Origin of the sequence: Pseudomonas monsensis (genome assembly GCF_014268495.2) — a bacterium.
Classification (GTDB): Bacteria; Pseudomonadota; Gammaproteobacteria; order Pseudomonadales; family Pseudomonadaceae; genus Aquipseudomonas; species Aquipseudomonas monsensis.
In genome coordinates, this window is sequence record NZ_CP077087.1 from 2,338,660 (window position 1) to 2,359,705 (window position 21,046).

Annotated in this window: 21 protein-coding genes; 5 read left to right on the plus strand and 16 right to left on the minus strand. The window is 60.5% G+C overall.

The features are described from left to right. Positions 1-204: 204 nt before the first annotated feature. From HV782_RS10285 to ccoN (HV782_RS10330), 10 genes are all read right to left on the minus strand, one after another. Complete coding sequence (locus tag HV782_RS10285; RefSeq protein WP_123463557.1) at positions 205-624, minus strand: type II toxin-antitoxin system VapC family toxin; 420 nt, start codon at positions 622-624, stop codon at positions 205-207. Further along, complete coding sequence (locus HV782_RS10290) at positions 624-878, minus strand: type II toxin-antitoxin system Phd/YefM family antitoxin (RefSeq protein ID WP_177490565.1); 255 nt, start codon at positions 876-878, stop codon at positions 624-626. The genes HV782_RS10285 and HV782_RS10290 overlap by 1 nt, the downstream gene beginning before the upstream one ends. A 528-nt stretch (positions 879-1,406) precedes the next feature. After that, complete coding sequence (ccoP, locus tag HV782_RS10295; RefSeq protein ID WP_123463553.1) at positions 1,407-2,390, minus strand: cytochrome-c oxidase, cbb3-type subunit III; 984 nt, start codon at positions 2,388-2,390, stop codon at positions 1,407-1,409. Continuing rightward, the gene (locus HV782_RS10300; RefSeq protein ID WP_003175465.1) at positions 2,387-2,572 is read right to left on the minus strand and encodes a CcoQ/FixQ family Cbb3-type cytochrome c oxidase assembly chaperone; all 186 of its coding nucleotides are present in this window, start codon (positions 2,570-2,572) and stop codon (positions 2,387-2,389) included. The genes ccoP (HV782_RS10295) and HV782_RS10300 overlap by 4 nt, the downstream gene beginning before the upstream one ends. 5 nt (positions 2,573-2,577) lie before the next feature. Beyond that, the gene (ccoO, locus tag HV782_RS10305; RefSeq protein WP_064116879.1) at positions 2,578-3,186 is read right to left on the minus strand and encodes a cytochrome-c oxidase, cbb3-type subunit II; all 609 of its coding nucleotides are present in this window, start codon (positions 3,184-3,186) and stop codon (positions 2,578-2,580) included. Continuing rightward, a complete protein-coding gene (gene ccoN, locus HV782_RS10310) occupies positions 3,186-4,628 on the minus strand; it encodes a cytochrome-c oxidase, cbb3-type subunit I (RefSeq protein WP_123463551.1) in 1,443 nt (480 codons plus the stop codon). The genes ccoO (HV782_RS10305) and ccoN (HV782_RS10310) overlap by 1 nt, the downstream gene beginning before the upstream one ends. Positions 4,629-5,128: 500 nt before the next feature. Next, on the minus strand, positions 5,129-6,085 hold the full coding sequence (gene ccoP / locus HV782_RS10315; RefSeq protein ID WP_186744762.1) for a cytochrome-c oxidase, cbb3-type subunit III: 957 nt from the start codon (positions 6,083-6,085) through the stop codon (positions 5,129-5,131). Next, a complete protein-coding gene (locus tag HV782_RS10320; RefSeq protein WP_102358145.1) occupies positions 6,082-6,279 on the minus strand; it encodes a cbb3-type cytochrome oxidase subunit 3 in 198 nt (65 codons plus the stop codon). Before HV782_RS10320 ends, ccoP (HV782_RS10315) begins: the two co-directional genes overlap by 4 nt. 3 nt (positions 6,280-6,282) lie before the next feature. Beyond that, complete coding sequence (gene ccoO, locus HV782_RS10325; RefSeq protein ID WP_003223389.1) at positions 6,283-6,891, minus strand: cytochrome-c oxidase, cbb3-type subunit II; 609 nt, start codon at positions 6,889-6,891, stop codon at positions 6,283-6,285. Positions 6,892-6,901: 10 nt separating this feature from the next. Beyond that, positions 6,902-8,326, minus strand: coding sequence for a cytochrome-c oxidase, cbb3-type subunit I (gene ccoN, locus HV782_RS10330; protein ID WP_186744760.1), 1,425 nt, complete (start codon positions 8,324-8,326; stop codon positions 6,902-6,904). Between the two features lie 94 nt (positions 8,327-8,420). On the opposite strand from ccoN (HV782_RS10330), the gene HV782_RS10335 reads away from it, so the two are divergent. Further along, entirely contained in the window at positions 8,421-9,122 is a 702-nt protein-coding gene (locus HV782_RS10335) for an alpha/beta family hydrolase (RefSeq protein ID WP_186744758.1), read from the plus strand. A gap of 1,239 nt (positions 9,123-10,361) precedes the next feature. Beyond that, on the plus strand, positions 10,362-10,727 hold the full coding sequence (locus HV782_RS10340; protein WP_128615233.1) for a DUF6124 family protein: 366 nt from the start codon (positions 10,362-10,364) through the stop codon (positions 10,725-10,727). Between the two features lie 256 nt (positions 10,728-10,983). On the opposite strand, the gene HV782_RS10345 is transcribed toward HV782_RS10340, so the two are convergent. The 3 genes from HV782_RS10345 to inhA form a co-directional block, all read right to left on the minus strand. Continuing rightward, positions 10,984-12,549, minus strand: a complete 1,566-nt coding sequence (locus HV782_RS10345) for a methyl-accepting chemotaxis protein (protein ID WP_123463537.1) — start codon at positions 12,547-12,549, stop codon at positions 10,984-10,986. 102 nt (positions 12,550-12,651) lie between these two features. Then, entirely contained in the window at positions 12,652-13,443 is a 792-nt protein-coding gene (locus HV782_RS10350; RefSeq protein WP_128614661.1) for a CPBP family intramembrane glutamic endopeptidase, read from the minus strand. Between the two features lie 230 nt (positions 13,444-13,673). Then, entirely contained in the window at positions 13,674-14,360 is a 687-nt protein-coding gene (gene inhA, locus HV782_RS10355; protein ID WP_186744756.1) for an isonitrile hydratase, read from the minus strand. Between the two features lie 89 nt (positions 14,361-14,449). Here inhA and HV782_RS10360 point away from each other — a divergent pair, with 89 nt between their 5' ends. Then, complete coding sequence (locus tag HV782_RS10360) at positions 14,450-15,454, plus strand: GlxA family transcriptional regulator (RefSeq protein ID WP_186744754.1); 1,005 nt, start codon at positions 14,450-14,452, stop codon at positions 15,452-15,454. Between the two features lie 111 nt (positions 15,455-15,565). On the opposite strand, the gene HV782_RS10365 is transcribed toward HV782_RS10360, so the two are convergent. The 3 genes from HV782_RS10365 to HV782_RS10375 all read right to left on the minus strand — a co-directional run bounded on the left by HV782_RS10365 (position 15,566) and on the right by HV782_RS10375 (position 18,965). After that, complete coding sequence (locus HV782_RS10365) at positions 15,566-15,955, minus strand: hypothetical protein (RefSeq protein ID WP_123463529.1); 390 nt, start codon at positions 15,953-15,955, stop codon at positions 15,566-15,568. A gap of 390 nt (positions 15,956-16,345) precedes the next feature. After that, complete coding sequence (locus HV782_RS10370; protein WP_186744752.1) at positions 16,346-18,172, minus strand: glycoside hydrolase family 15 protein; 1,827 nt, start codon at positions 18,170-18,172, stop codon at positions 16,346-16,348. Continuing rightward, positions 18,165-18,965, minus strand: a complete 801-nt coding sequence (locus HV782_RS10375) for an SDR family oxidoreductase (RefSeq protein WP_186744750.1) — start codon at positions 18,963-18,965, stop codon at positions 18,165-18,167. Before HV782_RS10375 ends, HV782_RS10370 begins: the two co-directional genes overlap by 8 nt. A 233-nt stretch (positions 18,966-19,198) precedes the next feature. Between HV782_RS10375 and HV782_RS10380 the strand changes: the two genes are divergently transcribed. Together HV782_RS10380 and HV782_RS10385 are read left to right on the plus strand one after the other, a co-directional pair. Continuing rightward, positions 19,199-19,939 (plus strand): thioesterase II family protein, encoded by a 741-nt coding sequence (locus tag HV782_RS10380; RefSeq protein ID WP_123463524.1) that lies wholly within the window; start codon positions 19,199-19,201, stop codon positions 19,937-19,939. Between the two features lie 39 nt (positions 19,940-19,978). Further along, positions 19,979-20,962, plus strand: a complete 984-nt coding sequence (locus HV782_RS10385; protein ID WP_123463522.1) for a TauD/TfdA family dioxygenase — start codon at positions 19,979-19,981, stop codon at positions 20,960-20,962. Positions 20,963-21,046 lie beyond the last annotated feature (84 nt).

Below are 21,046 nucleotides of genomic sequence, written 5' to 3' on the forward strand. Positions count from 1 at the left end.
ACCCGGATTGCTCATCCACTGAACCCGACGACGTTTCCAAACCTACCTGATCGCGTGTGTTACCGAGGACCGTAAGCGACTGCAGGCCTATCTGGTGAAGAACAGCCAATGGCGCAATCGAACGCTGATCGACACCATCGCGTTGAGCCTTTGCCAAATGCCCATGAAAAAGCCCCGCCAGTGATCCGGTGGGGCTTTGCATGATCAGTTTTTGGCAGCGGCCCATGGGTTGATCAGATGAACGCCGCTGGGTTGAAAATCGGCAACGTTGCGGGTGACCAGTGTTAGTCCATGTACAAGCGCGGTGGCGGCGATCAAGGCGTCGCACTCATTGCTGCGATCAGGCACATGCAACTGTGCGCATCGGGTGGCGACGGCGGTATCGACTGACAGGATTCTTCCCGAGAATGCGGGTTTGACGTGACGCTCGAGCCAGTTACGCAGCATCCCTCCTTGTGCCGGGTCGCGGCGCTCGATACGCAGGATGCCGGTTTCCAGTTCCAGCACCGTGATTGCCGATAAATACAGGCTGGCCGGGGTGACGCTGTTTGCCCATCTCACCACCTGTTTGTCGGCCTGGGGTTTTCGCAGCTCTGAAACTACGTTGGTATCGAGTAGAAACATCAAGACAGGTCCACGCTACGAGGAGTGATGACGACGCGCTCGGGTTCGAACTCGATTTCAGGCGCATTCGGCATGACCAGCAAATCGACGATGCTGGTCTGGCTGCCGGTCAGTTTCTGATACTCCTCGATGCTCAGCAGTACATGGGCAGGCCTGCCACGATCGGTAATGATGACCGGACCCTGATGCGTGGCTTTTTTGGCAGCACTGGTGTCCTGGTTGAATTCGCGGCTGGAAATAGTCGTGATGGCCATCATGTTCGGCCTCCGGTGATTCTGGTGTAGAAACGTTACTACTTTGGAGTTTGTACAGCAATCGAAAAGGTGGATTGCGCACGATCGGTTGTTCACTGTCATAACGGCACCGGCGAAAGCGCCTCTTCCAGAGGGCAGGGCGCTGGATGTTGGACGAATATTCGCTGTGTTTTGCTGCCGTTGTCAGGGCAACCTGCCGCCGCCGAGACCGTCCATACCTCCACTGTTACCTGGGCGACCTACGGGGTTTGGTGAGGGTGAGCGTGCGGGCGCCACAGGCGTTTTCACCGGCGTTTCTTCCTGATCAGGGTGGGGCTGCAAACGTTTTGGTACTGTGCTTTCGTCATTTTTTGACATGTAGGCTTCATCCTTGAAGGTTGACCCGATGTGGCTCATCGGCGTGGCAAAAACCTACAGGGCAGCGCTGCTCAGGTCTATTGAGCAAATGTCTCAAGGCATGAATGCCAGCATGAAAAAAGGCCCCGCCAATCAACTTGGCGGGGCCTTTTTTTGCTTCAAGCGTTTGCCTTACTCGGCGTTCGCTTCGGGTGCTTTTTCGCCGTGGGACAGGCTGTAAACATACGCCGCCAGCAGGTGAACCTTGTCGTTGCCTTGCAGTTGTTCCTGCGCAGGCATCTGACCCTGACGGCCGTAACGGATGGTCTGCTGCAGTTGCGCGAAGCTCGAGCCGTAGATGAACGCGCCCGGATGGGTCAGGTCAGGCGCGCCCATGGCGGGGGTGCCTTTGCCGGCCGGACCGTGGCAGGCCACGCAGTTGGCGGCGAACAGTTTGCCGCCGTTGGCCGGGTCAGCCTTGGTGCCTTCCGGCAGTTTGCGGCCATCCAGGTTGGTCACGACGAATGCTGCTACGTCGGCAACACCTTGCTCACCGATGACTTCAGCCCAGGCCGGCATCACCGCGTGACGACCGCCCATGATGGTGGTCTTGATGGTTTCCGGCTCACCGCCCCAGCGCCAGTCGGCGTCGGTCAGGTTCGGGAAACCGTAAGCGCCCTTGGCGTCGGAACCGTGGCACACCGAGCAGTTGGAGGCGAACAGACGGCCACCCATCTTCAGTGCCTGTGGATCCTTGGCCACTTCTTCGATCGGCATCGCCGCGAACTTGGCGAAGATCGGACCGAACTTGGCGTCCGAGCGGGCCATTTCCTTTTCCCACTCGTGCACGCCGGTCCAGCCGGTCTGGCCGTTGGCGAACGCGGTCTGCTTGTCGTTATCGAGGTAGTTGTAGCCCGGCAGCAGGCCTTTCCAGTTGCCCAGGCCCGGGTACAACACCAGGTAGCCCAGGGCAAAGACGATGGTGCCGACGAACAGCATGAACCACCATTTCGGCAGCGGGTTGTCGTACTCCTCGATCCCGTCGAAGGAGTGCCCGACGGTCTCGTCCGTCTGTTCGCTGCGCTGGCCCTTGCGGGTCGACAGCAGCAGCCAGGTCAGGGAAAAGATCGTACCGAGACTGAGGACTGTGACGTACAGACTCCAGAATGTAGTCATTCTTTGTTACTCCTAGAAGCTTGCTCGACGTGCTTGATGGCTTCGGGATCATCCGCAAAAGGCAGCAAGGTCGCGTCTTCAAACTCCGACTTGCGCTTGGGGCTGAATACCCACAAGGCCAGACCGATAAAGGCCACCATCACGACAACGGTGCCGAGGCCACGAATCATCCCGATATCCATCGAATTCACCGTTTGCTTTTGATGATGGTGCCCAGGCCTTGAAGGTAGGCCACCAGCGCGTCCATTTCGGTTTTGCCCTTCACGGCATCCTTGGCACCGGCGATGTCTTCGTCGGTGTAAGGGACGCCGAGCGTGCGCAACACTTCCATTTTCTTGGCCGTGTCTTTGCCGTCGAGCTTGTTTTCCACGAGGAACGGGTAAGCCGGCATTTTCGACTCAGGCACCACGTTGCGCGGGTTGTACAAGTGCGCACGGTGCCAGTCATCGGAGTAACGACCGCCCACACGGGCCAGGTCCGGACCGGTACGTTTGGAACCCCACAGGAACGGGTGATCCCAGACGCTTTCACCGGCAACCGAGTAGTGGCCATAGCGTTCGGTTTCGGCGCGGAACGGCCGGATCATCTGTGAGTGGCAGCCGACACAACCGTTGGCGATGTAGACATCGCGGCCTTCCAGTTCCAGCGCCGAGCGCGGCTTCATGCCTTCGACCGGCTTGTTGGTGACGTCCTGGAAAAACAGCGGAACGATTTGGGTCAGGCCGCCAACGCTGACGGCGATGACCATGAAGAAGGCCAGCAGGCCAATATTCTTCTCGACAGCTTCATGCTTCATCAGTGAGCTCCAACGACAGCGATCTGGGCAGCGGCTTCGGCTTCAGCCGGGTTCGAGGCGCGCACGGTGCGCCAGACGTTGTAAGCCATCAGGAACATGCCGCTGGCGAAGAACGCACCGCCCAGGGCACGGACGATGTAGCCAGGGTGGCTGGCCTGCAGCGCCTCAACGAACGAGTAGGTGAGGGTGCCGTCGTCGTTGATCGCACGCCACATCAGGCCCTGAGTGATGCCGTTGACCCACATCGAAGCGATGTACAGCACGGTACCGATGGTCGCGAGCCAGAAGTGCGCGTTGATCAGACCGACACTGTGCATCTGCGCACGGCCGAACAGTTTCGGAATCATGTGGTAGATCGCGCCGATCGAGATCATCGCTACCCAACCGAGGGCGCCGGCGTGTACGTGGCCGATGGTCCAGTCGGTGTAGTGCGAAAGCGAGTTGACGGTCTTGATCGCCATCATCGGCCCTTCGAAGGTCGACATGCCGTAGAACGCCAGCGACACCACGAGGAAACGCAGGATCGGGTCGGTGCGCAGCTTATGCCAGGCGCCCGACAGGGTCATCATGCCGTTGATCATGCCGCCCCAGCTTGGCGCCAGGAGGATGATCGACATGGCCATGCCCAGCGATTGTGCCCAATCCGGCAGTGCGGTGTAGTGCAGGTGGTGCGGGCCGGCCCAGATGTACAGGGTGATCAGTGCCCAGAAGTGCACGATCGACAGACGATAGGAGTAGATCGGACGTTCGGCCTGTTTCGGCACGAAGTAGTACATCATCCCGAGGAAGCCGGTGGTCAGGAAGAAACCCACCGCGTTGTGGCCGTACCACCACTGGATCATCGCGTCGGTCGCGCCCGAATAGGCGGAGTAGGACTTGAAGAAGCTGACCGGCAAGGACGCGTGGTTGACGATGTGCAGCATCGCGGTCACGACGATGAACGCGCCGTAGAACCAGTTACCGACGTAGATGTGCTTGGTCTTGCGCTTGGTGATGGTGCCGAAGAACACCAGCCCGTAGGTGACCCAGACAATCGCCAGCAGAATGGCGAGCGGCCATTCCAGTTCCGCGTATTCCTTGGTGGTGGTGTAACCCAGCGGCAAGGTAATGATCGCGCCGACGATCACCGCTTGCCAGCCCCAGAAGGTGAAGGCCGCGAGGCTGTCGGAAATCAGTCGCGTCTGGCAGGTTCGCTGCACGACATAGTAGGAAGTGGCAAACAGTGCACAACCACCGAAGGCGAAAATCACCAGGTTTGTGTGCAACGGGCGCAGGCGTCCAAAGCTCGTCCACGGCAGACCGAAGTTCAACTCCGGCCAGACCAGTTGCGAGGCGATGAAGACACCGAGCCCCATGCCAAGGATCCCCCAGACCACCGTCATGATGGCGAACTGGCGGACTACCTTATAGTTATAAGCAGTCGGACTGATTGCTGTGCTCATTCTAAGGTTCCACGGTTTAGGTGTTTTATTAGGATTAAAATCGGCCGCAAGTATGCAGAGAGCAGGGGGTCATTGCAACGCGCCATGACCTGGGTCAATGCTTTCCAACGCTGATTCTGCGGCCTTTCCATACGCCGCGTAAGGACAAAATTGGCCTTGGACAAAATGTCGCAGCGGACGAAAAAAAGTGAGGGGTTCAGGTCAGTTGTAACGGGGTGTGTTCGAACGCAGTGATCGGGTGACGGACGGTCATCGACGCGACAGCCGGTATCTACCGGGCTTTGCGCCCTGTCAGTCAGGCGATTTGTCGAACACATCGCTCAGGGTCGACCTGGAACCGGCACGGGCCAGTCCGCATCGAGCAAGCGTAGACCCGATTCGGGGGATTCGAAAGGCGAGGGTGTTAAGGGGTGCGACAAAAAGAAGCAGCTGCGAGCTGAAAGCTGCAAGCGACAAGATGGTTCAAGTCGCTTGCAGGATTGTATACAGTGCTGTTGATTTTACTTTGAGCTTTCAGCTTGAAGCTTGTCGCTCAATTGCTCACGATCTTTTGAGAGGCTGTATACATATGCGGCGAGCAATTGCACTTTATCGTTGCCCAGCAACTCGTTCTGCGCCGGCATGTGGCCCTGGCGGCCATGGCGAATGGTCTGCTCGAGTTGGGTCAGGCTGGTGCCATAGATAAACCCGGCCGGGTGCGTCAGATTCGGCGCACCCATGGCTTCAGTGCCTTGGCCGGTTGCCCCATGACAGGCTACGCAAGTGGTGCTGAACGCCTGCTGTCCGGCTTGCAGATCAGCTTTACTGTCCGCCGGCAATGGCAGGCCGGCCAGTTCGTGGCGCACGTAAGCGGCGACGTTCTTCACCCCCGCCTCACCGAGCACTTCGCCCCAGGCCGGCATTGCCGCCATCCGCCCACCCATGATGGTGGTCTTGATGGTCTCGGCACTGCCGCCCCAGCGCCAGTCGCTGTCGGCCAGGTTAGGGAAACCGAACGCGCCCTTGGCATCGGAGCCGTGGCACACCGAGCAGTTGGAGGCGAACAAGCGGCCACCCATTTTCAGCGCCTGCGGGTCCTTCGCCACTTCTTCCACCGGCATCGCGGCAAATTTGGCGAAGATTGGCCCGAATTTGGCGTCGGCCTTGTTCATTTCCTTTTCCCACTCGTGGACGCCGGTCCAGCCGTCCTCGTAGCCGGGCAGGATGCCTTTCCAGTTGCCCAGGCCCGGATACAGGATCAGATAGCCCACGGAAAACACCAGCGTGCCGGCGAACAGCATGAACCACCACTGCGGCAGCGGGTTGTCGTACTCCTCGATGCCGTCGAAGCTGTGGCCCATGGTCTGGTCGACGCTGCCCTTGGTCTCGCCCTGGCGAGTGCCGATCAGCAGCCACGTCAGGCCGATCAGGCTGCCGATGGTCAGTACGCAGATCCACGTACTCCAGAAGGTGGTCATGGCCGGGTACTCCTTGTTTCAGATGCGGGGGTAGTGTCGGGTTGCGGCTCGTCGGCGAACGGCAGCAGACGCGCTTCGGCGAATTCCGGGGTGCGTTTGCGGTTGAACACCCACAACGTCAGGCCGACGAAGGCGACGAACACCACAACCGTACCGAGGCCGCGAATCAGGCCTGCACTCATTTCAATGACCATGGCTCACCTCTTGCTCTTGATCGCAGTGCCGAGCACTTGCAGGTAAGAAACGAGCGCGTCCATTTCGGTCTTGCCCTTGAGGCTGGCGACCGCGCCGCTGATGTCGTCGTCGGTGTACGGCACGCCGAGGGTACGCATGGTCTTGAGCTTGGTTTCGGTGTGGCTGCTGTCGACTGCCTGCGTGACCAGCCACGGATAGGCCGGCATTTTCGATTCCGGTACGACGTTGCGCGGGTTGTACAAGTGCGCGCGGTGCCAGTCATCCGAGTAGCGCGCACCGACCCGGGCCAGATCCGGCCCGGTACGCTTCGAACCCCACAGGAACGGGTGATCCCACACGCTTTCGCCCGCAACCGAGTAGTGCCCGTAGCGCTCGGTCTCGGCGCGGAACGGACGGATCATCTGCGAGTGGCAACCGACGCAGCCTTCGCGGATGTAGATGTCGCGGCCTTCCAGTTGCAGCGCGGTGTAGGGCTTCATGCCTTCCACCGGTTTGTTGGTGACGTCCTGGAAGAACAGCGGGACGATCTGGGTCAAGCCGCCGATGCTCACGGCAAACACCATCAGCAGCATCAACAGGCCGACGTTCTTTTCAATCGTTTCGTGTTTCATGGCGGACTCCTCAGGCCATCTGCGCGGCAGCAACGACGTCAGCAGGATGCGAGGCCCGCACGGTGCGCCAGGTGTTGTAAGCCATCAGGAACATGCCGCTGAGGAAGATCGCGCCGCCCACCAGTCGCACGATGAAGCCTGGGTGGCTGGCCACCAGGGTTTCGACGAAGGAGTAGGTCAGCGTGCCGTCCTCGTTGACTGCGCGCCACATCAGACCCTGGGCGATGCCGTTGACCCACATCGAGGCGATGTAGAGCACGGTGCCGATGGTCGCCAGCCAGAAGTGCGCGTTGATCAGGCCGATGCTGTGCATCTGCTCTTTGCCGAAGACTTTCGGGATCATGTGGTACAGCGCGCCGATGGAAATCATCGCCACCCAACCCAGAGCGCCGGCGTGCACGTGGCCGATGGTCCAGTCGGTGTAGTGGGAGAGGGCGTTGACGGTCTTGATCGCCATCATCGGCCCTTCGAAGGTCGACATGCCGTAGAACGCCAGCGACACCACGAGGAAGCGCAGGATCGGGTCGCTGCGCAACTTATGCCAGGCGCCCGAGAGGGTCATCATGCCGTTGATCATGCCGCCCCAGCTCGGTGCCAGCAGAATCAGCGACATCACCATGCCCAGCGACTGCGCCCAGTCCGGTAGCGCGGTGTAGTGCAAGTGGTGCGGGCCGGCCCAGATGTACAGGGTGATCAGCGCCCAGAAGTGCACGATCGACAGGCGATACGAATACACCGGACGTTCGGCCTGTTTCGGCACGAAGTAGTACATCATCCCGAGGAAACCGGCGGTGAGGAAAAAGCCCACGGCGTTGTGGCCGTACCACCATTGCACCATCGCGTCGGTTGCACCGGCGTACACCGAGTAGGACTTGGTGAAACTCACCGGCAACTCAAGGTTGTTGACGATGTGCAGGATTGCCACGGTGATGATGAACGCGCCGAAGAACCAGTTGCCCACATAAATGTGTTTGGTTTTGCGCTGCATGATCGTGCCGAAGAACACGATGGCGTAGGCGACCCAGACGATGGTGATCAGGATGTCGATCGGCCATTCCAGCTCGGCGTATTCCTTGGAACTGGTGTAACCCAGTGGCAGGCTGATCGCGGCCAGGAGGATCACCAGTTGCCAGCCCCAGAAGCAGAATGCGGCGATTTTCGGCGCAAACAATTGGGTCTGGCAGGTGCGTTGCACCGAGTAGAACGAACTGGCGAACAGCGCACAGCCACCGAACGCGAAGATCACCGCGTTGGTGTGCAGCGGGCGCAGACGGCCGAAACTGGTCCAGGGCAAATTGAAGTTGAGTTCAGGCCAGACCAATTGGGCCGCGAGAAAAACCCCGAGGCCCATGCCGACGATGCCCCACACCACCGTCATAATGGCGAATTGGCGGACCACCTTGTAGTTGTAGGCGGTACTGATAGAAGTGTTCATGGTTCCCCATCCACGGTTCAGCCGAAGTGAGCGCGCGCGAGAACGCCGCGAATCCTTCGTCTGGAGTTATAGGCAGACTAAAAGCGAGGCAAGCATGGACAAACAGCACAAGGCCAGTATTGACGGGGATCAATGGGCGCAGTGTGTGCGTGATCATGGATGGTTGTGGGATGCCGCCACGGGTAAGGCTTCGGCGACGTTGATCCTGGCGCATGGGGCGGGCGCGCCGATGGACAGTGACTGGATGAATGACATGGCTGGGCGTCTTGCCGGGCTTGGGGTGAATGTGTTGCGGTTTGAGTTTCCGTATATGGCGCAGCGGCGGGTGGACGGGGTTAAACGGCCGCCGAATCCTGCTGCGAAGCTGCAGGAATGTTGGCGTGAGGTGTATGCCGAGGTGCGGCGTCATGTCGCTGGGGTTTTGGCCATTGGCGGGAAGTCGATGGGCGGGCGGATGGCGAGTCTGCTGGCTGATGAGTTGGGGGCTGATGCGTTGGTGTGTCTGGGCTATCCGTTTTATGCGGTGGGGAAGCCGGAGAAGCCTCGGGTTGAGCATTTGGCTTCTTTGCAGACGCGGACTTTGATTGTGCAGGGGGAGCGGGATGCGTTGGGCAATCGTGAGGCGGTTGAGGCTTACAGCTTGTCACCGAGTATTGAGGTGGCGTGGCTGGTGGCTGGGGATCATGATTTGAAGCCGTTGAAGGTTTCTGGGTTTACCCATGAACAGCATTTGGCTAGCGCTGCGCAGCAGGTGGCCGAGTTTCTCAAGGATTCACCGAGACTCCGAACTGCATAAAGATTGGCTCCCTTTCCCCTCGCCCCCATGGGGGAGAGGGCTGGGGTGAGGGGGATGGATCTTGGATGCGCTGCAGTTCTTCGTTTTGGGTACATATCCATTGCTGCGGTAACGGCTACTTAGGGTTCCGCCCTTACGGCGGGTCACTTTTTCCAGACGCCGAAAAAGTAACCAAAAAGGCTTGCTCCTACGTGCGGCCCGCTCGCTGGGGCTCGGGGTTCCTTCGCTCCGGGACTGATCCGGGCGCATCGCCTCCGGTTTGCTGCGCTGCACCTCCTCTCGATGTGTTTGGCTGCGCCAAACGGTCGCTGCGCTCCCACCCCCGGATCAATCCCTCCACTCAGCCTTCCGATGTCGCCCGAGGATCAAGATCAAAAGCAGGCGAGCTGACACTCGGCCTATTGAGTGGTGAAGAGCACGGGTATTCGGCTTTGGATTTGTGGTGGATTTACCCCTCACCCCAGCCCTCTCCCGAGGGAGAGGGAGCCGATTTGTGGGCTTTTCAAAATCTGTGTTCGACTCGGTATTTCACGTCGGCGTAGCTCTCCCAAACACCTCGATCAGTCCCCTCTCCCTCGGGGAGAGGGTTAGGGTGAGGGGCTTTTGATCTGTTTCAGAATCTGAGTTCAACGCGGTATTTCACGTCGGCGTAGCTCTCCCAAACACCTCGATCAGTCACCTTTCTCTGGGATGGAGAAGGGCCGATATGTGTGCTTTTCAAAGCTGGAGTTCAACGCGGTATCGCACGTCGGTGTACCTTGCCCAAACACCTCGGTCAGTCCCCTCTCCCTCGGGGAGAGGGTTAGGGTGAGGGGCGATTCTGCTGACACGATAAAGAACTGGAAGCGATCACTGTCCAGCATTTCCTGTGCGTAAACATGATTGCGCAAGCACGTTTAAATCACACAACACGTTACGCCATCGAGCCTACAACACCTTGCGCCGTTACCTACGCGTACGCCAGAATCCGCCGGCTTACGCGGCTATGGGGCGGGCGGTATCGTTTCCCTGTCACTGAAAATCAGTGATCGGGTTTGGTAGCCCGCTTCGGTACCGCCGTATGGCGCCACCTTATTCAGCCTCTTTTTGCGGCTGCGTTTTTATGGTGGACATGCGTGGGGCTCATTCGTGAGCGCCGGGTTTCCGTATCGACCGGTCTACCAACCCGCGCATGGCCGCCACCCATCGTTTGGTAGCGAGGGTGATGGCTTTTATTAATTTCGATACGAGACTTCATCCATGTTCAAAATCACACCAAACCCACCACCCACAGACCCAATCCCCCACGACCCCGCGCTCAGCTCGCAAAAGGTCAAAGAAGCAACCGACCGCGCCCTCGACTACTACCTCAAACCTGAAGACCTGGCGGCCCCGCCAAGCTCGCCCAAGTTTCGCCCCGTCTATCTCGTCGACCCCACTCTGGACGACGAAACCCTGCTGGTCGAGGCGAGCGAGTCGCTTTCTTACGCCCACGCCATGGCCGGCAACATCGCCAACTCAATCGGCGGCCCGGAGCGCAAACCGCTGCTGGCGCTGCAACAGGTGATCATGCTCAACGAGCTGTTGGTCAATCGACTGCTGGATAAGCTGAAGTTGCCTCAGTAGTTATGGGGCCTGCCCTCACCCTAACCCTCTCCCAGAGGTAGAGGGGACTGACCGAGGAGAATGTGCGAGGTACACCGACTTGAGATACCGAGTCGAACTCAAATTCTGAAATGCACAGAGATCGGCTCCCTTTCCCCCGCGCCCCTTGGGGCGGTCCGACGTTTCGGGAGGGCTGGGGTGAGGGGGAAATATTCACTGACACAACAAAAAACCCGGAAGCTCTCGCCCTCCGGGTTTTTTGTTATCGCCAGTTCAATCAGCGGTTAAACCGCTCCACCAACGAGTACTGCGTATTCGCCGTCTTGGTCAGCTCTTCACTCAACAACGCCGAGTTATGCGCCTGCTCGGAAGTCTGATCCGCCAGTTCCGAAATATTGCTGATGTTGCGGCTGATCTCTTCAGCCACCGCACTTTGCTCTTCGGTCGCGGCAGCAATCTGCGTGGTCATGTCGGTGATGTTGGCCACCGCTTCACTGATCCCGACCAACGCCTGATCCGCTTCCAGCACCCGCGCTACACCTTCTTCAGCCTGGCGATGCCCGGCTTCCATGGTTTGCACGGCACTCGAAGCCGTCTGCTGCAACTTAGCGATCAGGGCGTGAATCTGCCCGGTCGATTCGCTGGTGCGTTGCGCCAGTTGGCGAACTTCGTCAGCCACTACCGCGAAACCACGGCCCATCTCGCCGGCACGGGCCGCTTCGATGGCGGCGTTGAGGGCGAGCAGGTTGGTCTGGTCGGCGATGCCTTTGATCACATCCACTACGCCGCCGATTTCGTCGCTGTCCTTGGCCAGTTGGGTCACGGTCAGGCCGGTTTCGCCGACGACCACCGACAAACGCTGAATGGCTTCGCGAGTCTCGCCGGCAATGTCACGACCGCGACCGGTCAGGCGATTGGCTTCCTGAGTCGCGTCAGCAGTGCGCTGCACGTGGCTCGCCACTTCCTGAGTGGTCGCGGCCATCTGGTTGACGGCGGTGGCGACCTGTTCGGTTTCCACGCGCTGGCGTTCCAGGCCGCTGGAGCTGTTGTGCGCCAGGGCGTCGGACTGTTTGGCCTGATCGGTCAGGTGTTCGGCGGTGTCCTGCAGACGGGTCAGGCAGGTTTTCAGGCGCGCTTCCTGGCTGAGGATCGACATTTCCAGACGCGCCTGGGCGCCACGGCTGTCGGTGTACATCTGCGCGATCAGCGGGTCGGAAGTGGTCTGCTCGGCCAGGCGCAGCAGGCGCTTGAGCCCGCGTTGCTGCCATTGCAGGCCCATCAGGCCCAGCGGTACCGACAAACCGGCCGCCAGGGCGAAGCCCCAGTGCGAGTTGAGGGTCGCGCCGATCACGAAGCTCAGTTGGCTGACCAGAATGAACGGCAGCCAGTCTTGCAGCACCGGCAGCCATTTATCGCTGGAAGGGATCGCCGACTTGCCCTGGTTGATGCGTTGGTAGAGCGCTTCGGCACGGCGGATCTGTTCGGCGGTGGGTTTGATCCGCACCGACTCGTAACCGATCACCTGACTGCCATCGAACACCGGTGTCACGTAGGCGTTCACCCAGTAATGGTCACCGGATTTGCAGCGATTCTTGACAATGCCCATCCATGGCAAGCCTTGTTTCAGTGTGCCCCACATGTGCGAAAACACCGCAGCCGGGACGTCGGGGTGACGGACCAGGTTGTGCGGCGCACGGATCAGTTCTTCACGCGAAAACCCGCTGATCTCGACGAAAGCGTCGTTGCAGTAGGTGATCACGCCCTTGGCGTCGGTTGTGGAGATCAACCGCTGCTGAGCCGGGAAAGTCCGTTCGCGTTGTGTAATGGGCTGGTTGTTACGCATGGTTTTTCAATCCGCAAGGCTTTGAAAGGTTGTCGGCGATGTCAGGAAATTATTGAAGTTTTTTTTCAGTAATAAGTACGGCGTCGCAAAACGGGCCTTGCTTCAACCCGCCAGCATCGGATAGGTGAACAGCGCAAAGTGCAGCAGGTTCAGCCCGAAGTGCGTGGCGATCGCCGCACCCAGCCCGCCAAAGCGGTAGGCCAGACCATAGCCGACACCGGCCAGACCCGCCAGCAACACCCAGGTCCAGCCGGCACCGGCGTGCACCAGGCCGAACAGCAGCGAGGCCAGCAACAGGGCGAGGTTGTCGCCGTAGGGCAGGTGCTGGAAGCGCCGGCTGAGCCCGCCCTGTATATAGCCGCGAAACAGCGCTTCTTCGACCAGTGTCACCAGCAGCAGGTTGTTCAACACCCACAGCCATGCCGGGTCGGGCCACTTTGGCGCCCAAGTGATGACGCCAAGCAACAGCGCGCCGCCGAGGGCGAGGATGGCGCTCAGGGTCAGGGCGAGGAGGGTGGCGTATACGGTCAGGCGCAACGACCGCCGCGCGACAATCCACGGACAGACCAGCAACAACCAGAAACCAATCAGCGGTTTGTCCAGATTCAGGTACATCGCAAACGGCACGGCGTTGTCGGTGAAGCGCTGCGGGTCGATGGCGCGACCATTGTAGAAACCCGGTAACCAGTGCAGGGCCAGCGACAGGGCGAGGACGATAAACAGACCATGACCGAGAAACCGCGCCACCGGTACCTGTTGCTGGCGCACGGCAAATCCGGCAAATAACAGAAGGCCGATGCTGATCAGCGCCAGCCAGCCGAGCTGTCCGTAGCTCAGCGCCCACCCGTAACCGAGGCTGAGAAGTGCCAGATAGAGCCATGGCAACGCCTTCATGGAAAGTCCCTGTGCAGAATATGTGGAAGGGCTTTCTACACGGGTGGGGGCGTGGGGACAAGTGAAGGTGAAAGGGGAAACCGGGGCAGCACAAAAACCTGTGTCCAGCCCCGTTACCTGTGGGAGCTGGCTTGCCAGCGATGAGGCCTGCACAACCGACATCCTCATCGACTGGACCACCGCTATCGCTGGCAAGCCAGCTCCCACAGGATTTTGTGGATGGCTGGGAATCAGTGCAGATTGAGTTTCGCCGCCGCGCGCTCGGTGATTTCCGTGCGCAACTTCAGCGATGGCGCGGCACGCAGGCGAGCTTCATCGACAATCGCCCCCGGCGCGGTGTCCGGGCTACCGGCATTGAACGGCGGCGCCGGCGCATATTCCAGCTGCAACTGCACCAATTGCGCCGTGTCGGCATCGAACAGTTCAGCCGCCAGCACCAGGGCGAAATCAATCCCCGCCGTGATCCCGCCGCCGGTAAACAGATTACCGTCACGCACCACCCGATCCTTCACCGCAATCGCGCCCAGTGTCGGCAGCAGATCGTGATACGCCCAATGCGTGGTCGCACGTTTGCCTTGCAGCAGGCCCGCCGCGCCGAGCACCAGCGAACCGGTGCACACTGATGTCACGTACTTCGCCTGCGCAGCCTGACGCTTGATGAAGGCCAGCGTTACCTCATCCTCCATCAACGCGCCGACGCCACCACCGCCTGGCACGCAGATCACATCCAGATCCGGGCAATCCTCGAACGTGGTGGTCGGTTTCAGCAGCAGACCGGTGCTGGCGGTAACGGGCATCAAATCCTTCCAGATCAGATGCACTTGCACGCCCGGCAACGAGGCGAGCACGTCGTACGGCCCGGTCAGGTCAAGTTGCTGAACTTGCGGGAACAACAGAAAACCGATCTGCAGCGTCATTGTTCTTGCTCCATGAAAAGGGGTGGACGGCTTCACTGTAGGCGCGTAGGTTCTGGCGTATACGCCAATCACCCCACGAATTACGCCAAATGCCCAAAGCCATTCACGTACTCGCGTTTGCCAACATGCAGATCCTCGACGTCACCGGGCCGTTGCAGGTGTTCGCCTCGGCCAACGACCTCGCTCGCCAACGCGGTTTGCCCTTGCCCTATGCGCCGTCGGTGATTGCCAGTGCGGGCGGGGCGGTGATGTCCTCGGCGGGGCTGGCGGTGCTGGCCGAACCTTTGCCGCAGCAGGCCAGCGATACCTTGATCATCGCCGGTGGCTGGGGCATTTACCCGGCGGCTGAGGACGCGTTGTTGGTGGATTGGGTGCGCGAACACGCGGCCAAATGCCGGCGCGTCGCCTCGGTGTGCACCGGCGCGTTTCTGTTGGCGGCCAGTGGCTGGCTCGACGGGCGCCGCGTCGTGACGCACTGGACCCGTTGCGAACAATTGGCGCAGCAGCACCCGAAGTTGCAGGTCGAAGCCAATCCGATTTTCATCAACGACGGCCCGGTCTGGACCTCGGCGGGCGTCACCGCCGGCATTGATCTGGCCCTGGCAATGGTCGAGGAAGATCTGGGCCGCGACATCGCCCTGGACGTGGCGCGGCATCTGGTGGTGTTCCTCAAACGCCCGGGCGGGCAATCGCAATTCAGCGTAACCCTGTCGCTGCAAAATCAAGGCAATCGCTTTGATGAACTGCACGCGTGGATCGCCGAACACCTCACCTGCGACCTCGGCATCCCGACCCTGGCCGAACAGGCCGGGATGAGCGAGCGCAGTTTCGTCCGCCACTACCGCGCCGACACCGGCCAGACCCCGGCACGGGCGATTGAATTGATTCGTGTCGAAACCGCCCGACGCCTGCTCAGCGACACCGGCCTGCCGGTCAAACGCATCGCGGCCAACTGCGGGTTTGGCAGTGAAGAAACGTTGCGGCGCAGTTTTTTGCGGGCAATTGGCGTGACGCCGCAGGCTTATCGGGAGCGGTTTTCGGTGCATGCATCAGCAGATTCATCAATCGACACTGATGTGATCGGACGAGTCTGAAACGTGGCGAGGGCTTGCGCTGAGTCGCGACGCGCCGCGAATTTTACAGGGCCTGCTGCGCAGTCCAGCGCGAGCAAGCTCCCTCGCCACAAGCGCTACCCACTTGCGGAATCAGGCCTCGGCCTCTGCGAGCTGATTGAAATACTTCGCCCGATCCGGAGTAAACGTCACCCGCATCTTCGTTCGCGAGCAGGTCAGCGAACGCTCTTCACCCAGATCAATATCCAGATCCTCGCCACGCAATCCTTGCCACTGCGCGAGGTATTTGAGCGAGCCGAATTTTTCGTTTTTCTTCAGGCTGCGACTGACGCCGCCTTTCCAGCCGAGCACCGGCAGTTCGCCGGCAAGGCATTTTTGCGCGAGGTCGGGGAAGCGGGTGGCGCGCTGGCGGCCGATTTCCCAGCATTTGATCAGGCCTTGGTCGGCGGCTTCCCAGAGTTGGGTGCGGGTCAGGCCGCTGCGCAGGGGCGTGCCGATGGTGCGGTGGACGTGCTGGGTCATTCTGGTTCCTTGAATTCGGGTTTTATTGGACAGCTCCGCTGTGCCCGTTGCGGTGGATGGTAGGGGTGGATGTAACAGCTGGCAACAGGGTATTTCAGGGTGTAAGTGCAGGTTACGGGGAGGGATTTACCTGGGTGTTGTTTAGACGAAGTCGGAAAAAACTACACAAACTGTGGCGAGGGGATTTATCCCCGATCGGCTGCGCAGCAGTCGCAAAGCCATGCAATGCGGTACTGCTGAAGAAACGAGCGGGCAAAGAGCCGGGCCGCCTCGCAGCCCGTCGGGGATAAATCCCCTCACCAGAGGGGATCTGATTCTGTTTATTTCTGTGTAGGGGTTAGCCCGGCGAAGCGCTGAAGTTCGGCATATTTCCTACAGAGACTGACGAAATTACGGCTGCCAAACACTCTTCTCCCCACTCAAACGCCGATCAAGAAAACTCGCCGCACTGATCAGTGCCAGATGCGTCAGCGCCTGAGGAGTGTTGCCCAGATGCCGGCCCTTGCTGTCGAACTCTTCGGCGTACAGCCCCAGCGGGTTTGCATAGCGCAGCAGTTGTTCGAACTCCAGATGGGCCTTTTCCACCTGGCCGGCGCGGGCCAGGCATTCGACGTACCAGAACGAACAGGCGGCAAACGCGCCTTCGGTGCCGGTCAAACCGTCGATGTTGGCATCGTCGTTGCGATAGCGATAAACCATGCCGTCGCGCACCAAGGTCTTTTCGATTGCCTCAAGGGTCGACAGCCACCGCGGGTCCTTGGCGCTGACAAAGCGCACCAGCGGCATCAGCAGCATCGAACCGTCCAGCGCCGTTCCGCCCTTGTACTGGACGAAATGCCCGCGCTCCTCATTCCAGAAGTTGCCCCAGATATCGGCGTAGATCGCCTGCCGGGTCTGATCCCATTGCGCAAACGGCGCCGGCAACGAGCGTTTCGAAGCCAGACGAATGGCCCGATCCAGCGCCACCCAGCACATCAGCCGCGAATGCAGAAAGTGATGTTGTTCACCGCGCATTTCCCAAATGCCTACATCAGCGGTCTGCCATGTCTCACACACTTGATCGACCACTTCGCGCACGTGGTTCCAGCCTTCGTGGGAAATGGCGTCGCCATACTTGTTGACCAGATACACCGCGTCCATCAATTCGCCAAAGATATCCAGCTGAATCTGCTCATACGCACCATTGCCGATACGCACCGGTTGCGCTCCACCATGGCCGGACAGGTGAGTGAGTTCGGTTTCGGGCAGTTCCTGACGACCGTCAATGGCATACAGAATGTTGAGTTTGGTTGGCTGGCCGCAGCAATCGCTGACCCGCCCACGCAGCCAGCCCATGTAGGCATTGGCTTCGTCGACAAAGCCCAGGCGCATAAAGGCATAAACGGTAAACGATGCGTCGCGTATCCACGTGTAGCGGTAATCCCAGTTGCGTTCGCCGCCGGGGGTTTCCGGCAGACCGAAGGTCGCCGCCGCCAGAATTGCGCCGTGCTGGCGCGATGTCAGCAGCTTCAGCGCGAGGGCTGAGCGGTTGACCATCTCCCGCCAGCGGCCGCGATAGTTGGACTGGCCGATCCAGCCGCGCCAGAAGCTCAAGGTGCGCTCCATGCACAGTTGCGCGGCGCCTTGTTCAAAGCGCGGGTCGTCGGCGCCGCCGAGGAGGAACTCGGCGTGCTCGTTGTGCTTCAAGGTAAAGGAGGCCAGCGCCGCATCGTTCTCGATGTGCAGCGCTTGATCCGAGGTCAGCCGCATCGAGGGTTGCCCCTCGGCGCTGAACACCACGGCTTGCCGGTCCATCTGTGCGCGGGTCTTGGCGCGGGCGTAGTCGTGACGCACGGCACAACGCACATGGAAGGTCGCCTCACCACTGACCACCCGCACCCGGCGCATCAACAGCGGCAAGTCGTCCTGGTTGTCGGCCACCGGCAGCAGATCGGTGACCTCAACCACCGCCCGTTCACTGAGCCAGCGGGTTTGCAGCACGTTGGTGTCCGGCAGGTAAATCTGTTCGCGTCGGGCGTCGGGCAAGTCCGGCGTCAACTGGAAAATCCCGGCGTCAGGGCTGTCGAGCAGCGAACAGAAAATCGACGGGCTGTCGAACTCCGGCCAGCAGAAAAAATCCACGCTGCCCTTGTCGTTGACCAGTGCTGCGGTGCGCATGTCGCCGATGATGCCGTGGGCGTCGATCGGGCTTTGTCGTTCCAGGTGATGCTCAGCCATTGCCGCGAAACTCCGGATAGAGGCTCATGCCGCCGTCGATGAACAGGGTAGTGCCGACGATGTAGTCGGAGGCGTCGCAGGCAAGGAATACCACCGCGTTGGCAACATCTTCGACATCGCCGATGCGGCCGTAGGGAATCAGTTTGAGCAACGCCTGCGCCGCGTCGCCCTCGGTGGCCTCCGCGTTGATCGCCGTGCGGATCGCCCCCGGCGCGATGCCGTTGATGCGAATGCGCTGATGGCTGACTTCCTGGGCGAGGGTCTGCATCAACTGGTCGACGCCGCCCTTGGACGCCGCATAGTTGACGTGCCCGGCCCACGGAATGCGCTGGTGCACCGAACTCACGTGAATGATCTTGCCGGCGGCGCGGGACACGCCCCGGCGAATGCCCTGGCGATTGAAGATTCGCAACGCGGCACGGGCGCAGAGAAACTGGCCGGTGAGGTTGACGCCGATCACCGCGTTCCAGTCATCCAGGGTCATGTCCACGGCGGCGGCGTCTTTTTGCATACCCGAGTTGGCCACCAGAATATCCAGCGAGCCGAAGGCGTCGAGGGTCTGGGCGAACAGCCGTTCGACCTCGTCTTCCTTCGACACATCGGCGCCAATCGCGATGGCCTGGCCACCGTCGGCGACGATCTGCCGGGCGAGGGCTTCGGCGGGCTCGGCCTGGCGGTTGTAGTTGATGACCACCGCAGCCCCGGCGGCGGCCAGGGCCTTGGCGGCGGCGTGGCCGATGCCGGAGCTGGCGCCGGTGATCAGGGCTACCTGACCGGCGAGAGAAATGTGCATAGGGGAGGGGCCTGGGTTGAGGGCTTAATTAGCTGACCGGTGGTAAGCGACGAGAGTTCACTCGACGCAAGATGCTGCGTCGAATGGGCTGACCTCTTCGCGAGCAGGCCCGCTCCTGCAAGGGGGCTGCGACGCACACAAATCCCCTGTGCGAGCCTGCTCGCGAAGGGCGGACTAATTCGCGCGACGCCTCATCCGTTCTCTTTTACAGATAACCCATTGAGGTAAACGCGGTGACAAAGCTGACACTGCTGTGCCTGCCCTATTCGGGCGCCAGCGCCATGGTCTACAGCCGCTGGCGGCGTCAATTGCCGTCGTGGCTGCACTTGCAACCGGTAGAACTGCCCGGGCGCGGTGCCCGTTTCGACGAACCCCTGCAAATCGACATGCGCGCCCTGGCGCGCCAGCTGGCCCGCGAGCAAAAGCCCGGTCTGCACACGCCTTATGCGCTGTTCGGGCACAGCCTCGGCGCGCTGCTGGCCTGCGAGATGGCCCACGCCTTTCGCGAACTCGGCGCACCGGAACCGGTGGCGCTGTTCGCTTCCGGCACCGCCGCGCCGACGATGCGCAGCGACTACGACCGTGGGTTCGCCGAAGCGCGCAGCGACGAAGAGCTGATCGAGCAGTTGCGCACCTTTCAGGGCACCAGCGAAGAAGTGCTGGCCAATAAAGAGCTGATGAGTCTGACGTTGCCCGTGCTGCGTGCCGATTTCATGATGTGCGGACGCTTTACGCCGGCGCAGCGGCCCTCGCTCAATTGCCCGGTGCACGTGCTGGGCGGCAAGGAAGACCGCGCGACCACCGAGCAACTGATTGGCTGGAGCAAGGAAACCCAGGGCAGTTTTTCCGTGGACATGATGACCGGCGGGCATTTCTTCATTCATGAGCACGAAGCCCGGGTCATCCGCACGATCAAGACGCATCTGGAAGTCCATCACCGGCGTCATGCCCAAGCGACGGCCCCGGCGCTATAACGCACGGCGCCCTTATCGAGTGATTACAGGAGGCCAGTCATGGCTGTTGCTGTGGAATTTTCCGTTCGGCCGCTGCTGCCGCAACGGGGACGCCTGCCATTGTTGGTGGAGGCGAGCGACGCGCAAACCGACCTGTTGGCGGTGTTCGACGAATTGAAAGCATTGGTGGATGAGCATTTGCTGCGCGATGGCGGGGTGCTGTTTCGTGGATTTCGCCTGAACGGTGCCGAACAGTTTCGCCAGTTCGCCGCCAGTTTTGGCCATCCGTTGTTGAACTACGAGTTCGGTTCGACGCCGCGCACCAACGTTACTCAAGGGGTGTACACCTCGACGGAGTACCCGGCGCACCAGAGCATCCCGTTGCACAACGAGCAGGCGTATTCCCGCGACTGGCCGATGAAGATCTGGTTCTACAGCATGATCGCGGCGAAATCCGGTGGCGAAACGCCGATTGCCGATAGTCGTGAAGTCTATCGGCGCATACCGGCGGCGATCCGTGAGCGCTTCGTCAGCAAAGGCCTGATGTATGTGCGCAATTTCGGCAATGGCCTGGATGTAGCCTGGGAAGATGTGTTCAACACCGAAGATCGCGAGGTCGTCGAGGCTTACTGCAAGGCTCACGGCATTGTTTGCGAATGGAAGGATGACGGGGAGTTGCGCACCCGTCAGACCTGTCAGGCGGTGGCGGTGCACCCGGTGACCGGCGATCACGTCTGGTTCAATCAGGCGCACCTGTTCCACATCTCCAACCTGCAAGCGGAAGTGCGCGAAAGCCTGCTGGACATCGTCGATGAAGAAGACTTGCCGCGTAACGTTTATTACGGCGACGGCTCGGCCATCGAAGACGAGGTGCTGGCGCAGATCCGTGCGGTGCTCGACGAATGCGCGATCAGTTTTCCGTGGCAGGAAGGCGATGTGCTGATGCTCGACAACATGCTCTCGGCGCATGCGCGCTCGCCCTTCGTCGGGCCGCGCAAAGTCATCGTGGCGATGGCCGAGGGGCATTCACAGGGCCCGCTCTGAGCCAATCGAGTGATTGCCGATAAGCTGCCGAAGCCGGTCCTGGACCGGCTTCGGCATTTTTGTCTGGGCGGTGGGGCGCCGGGC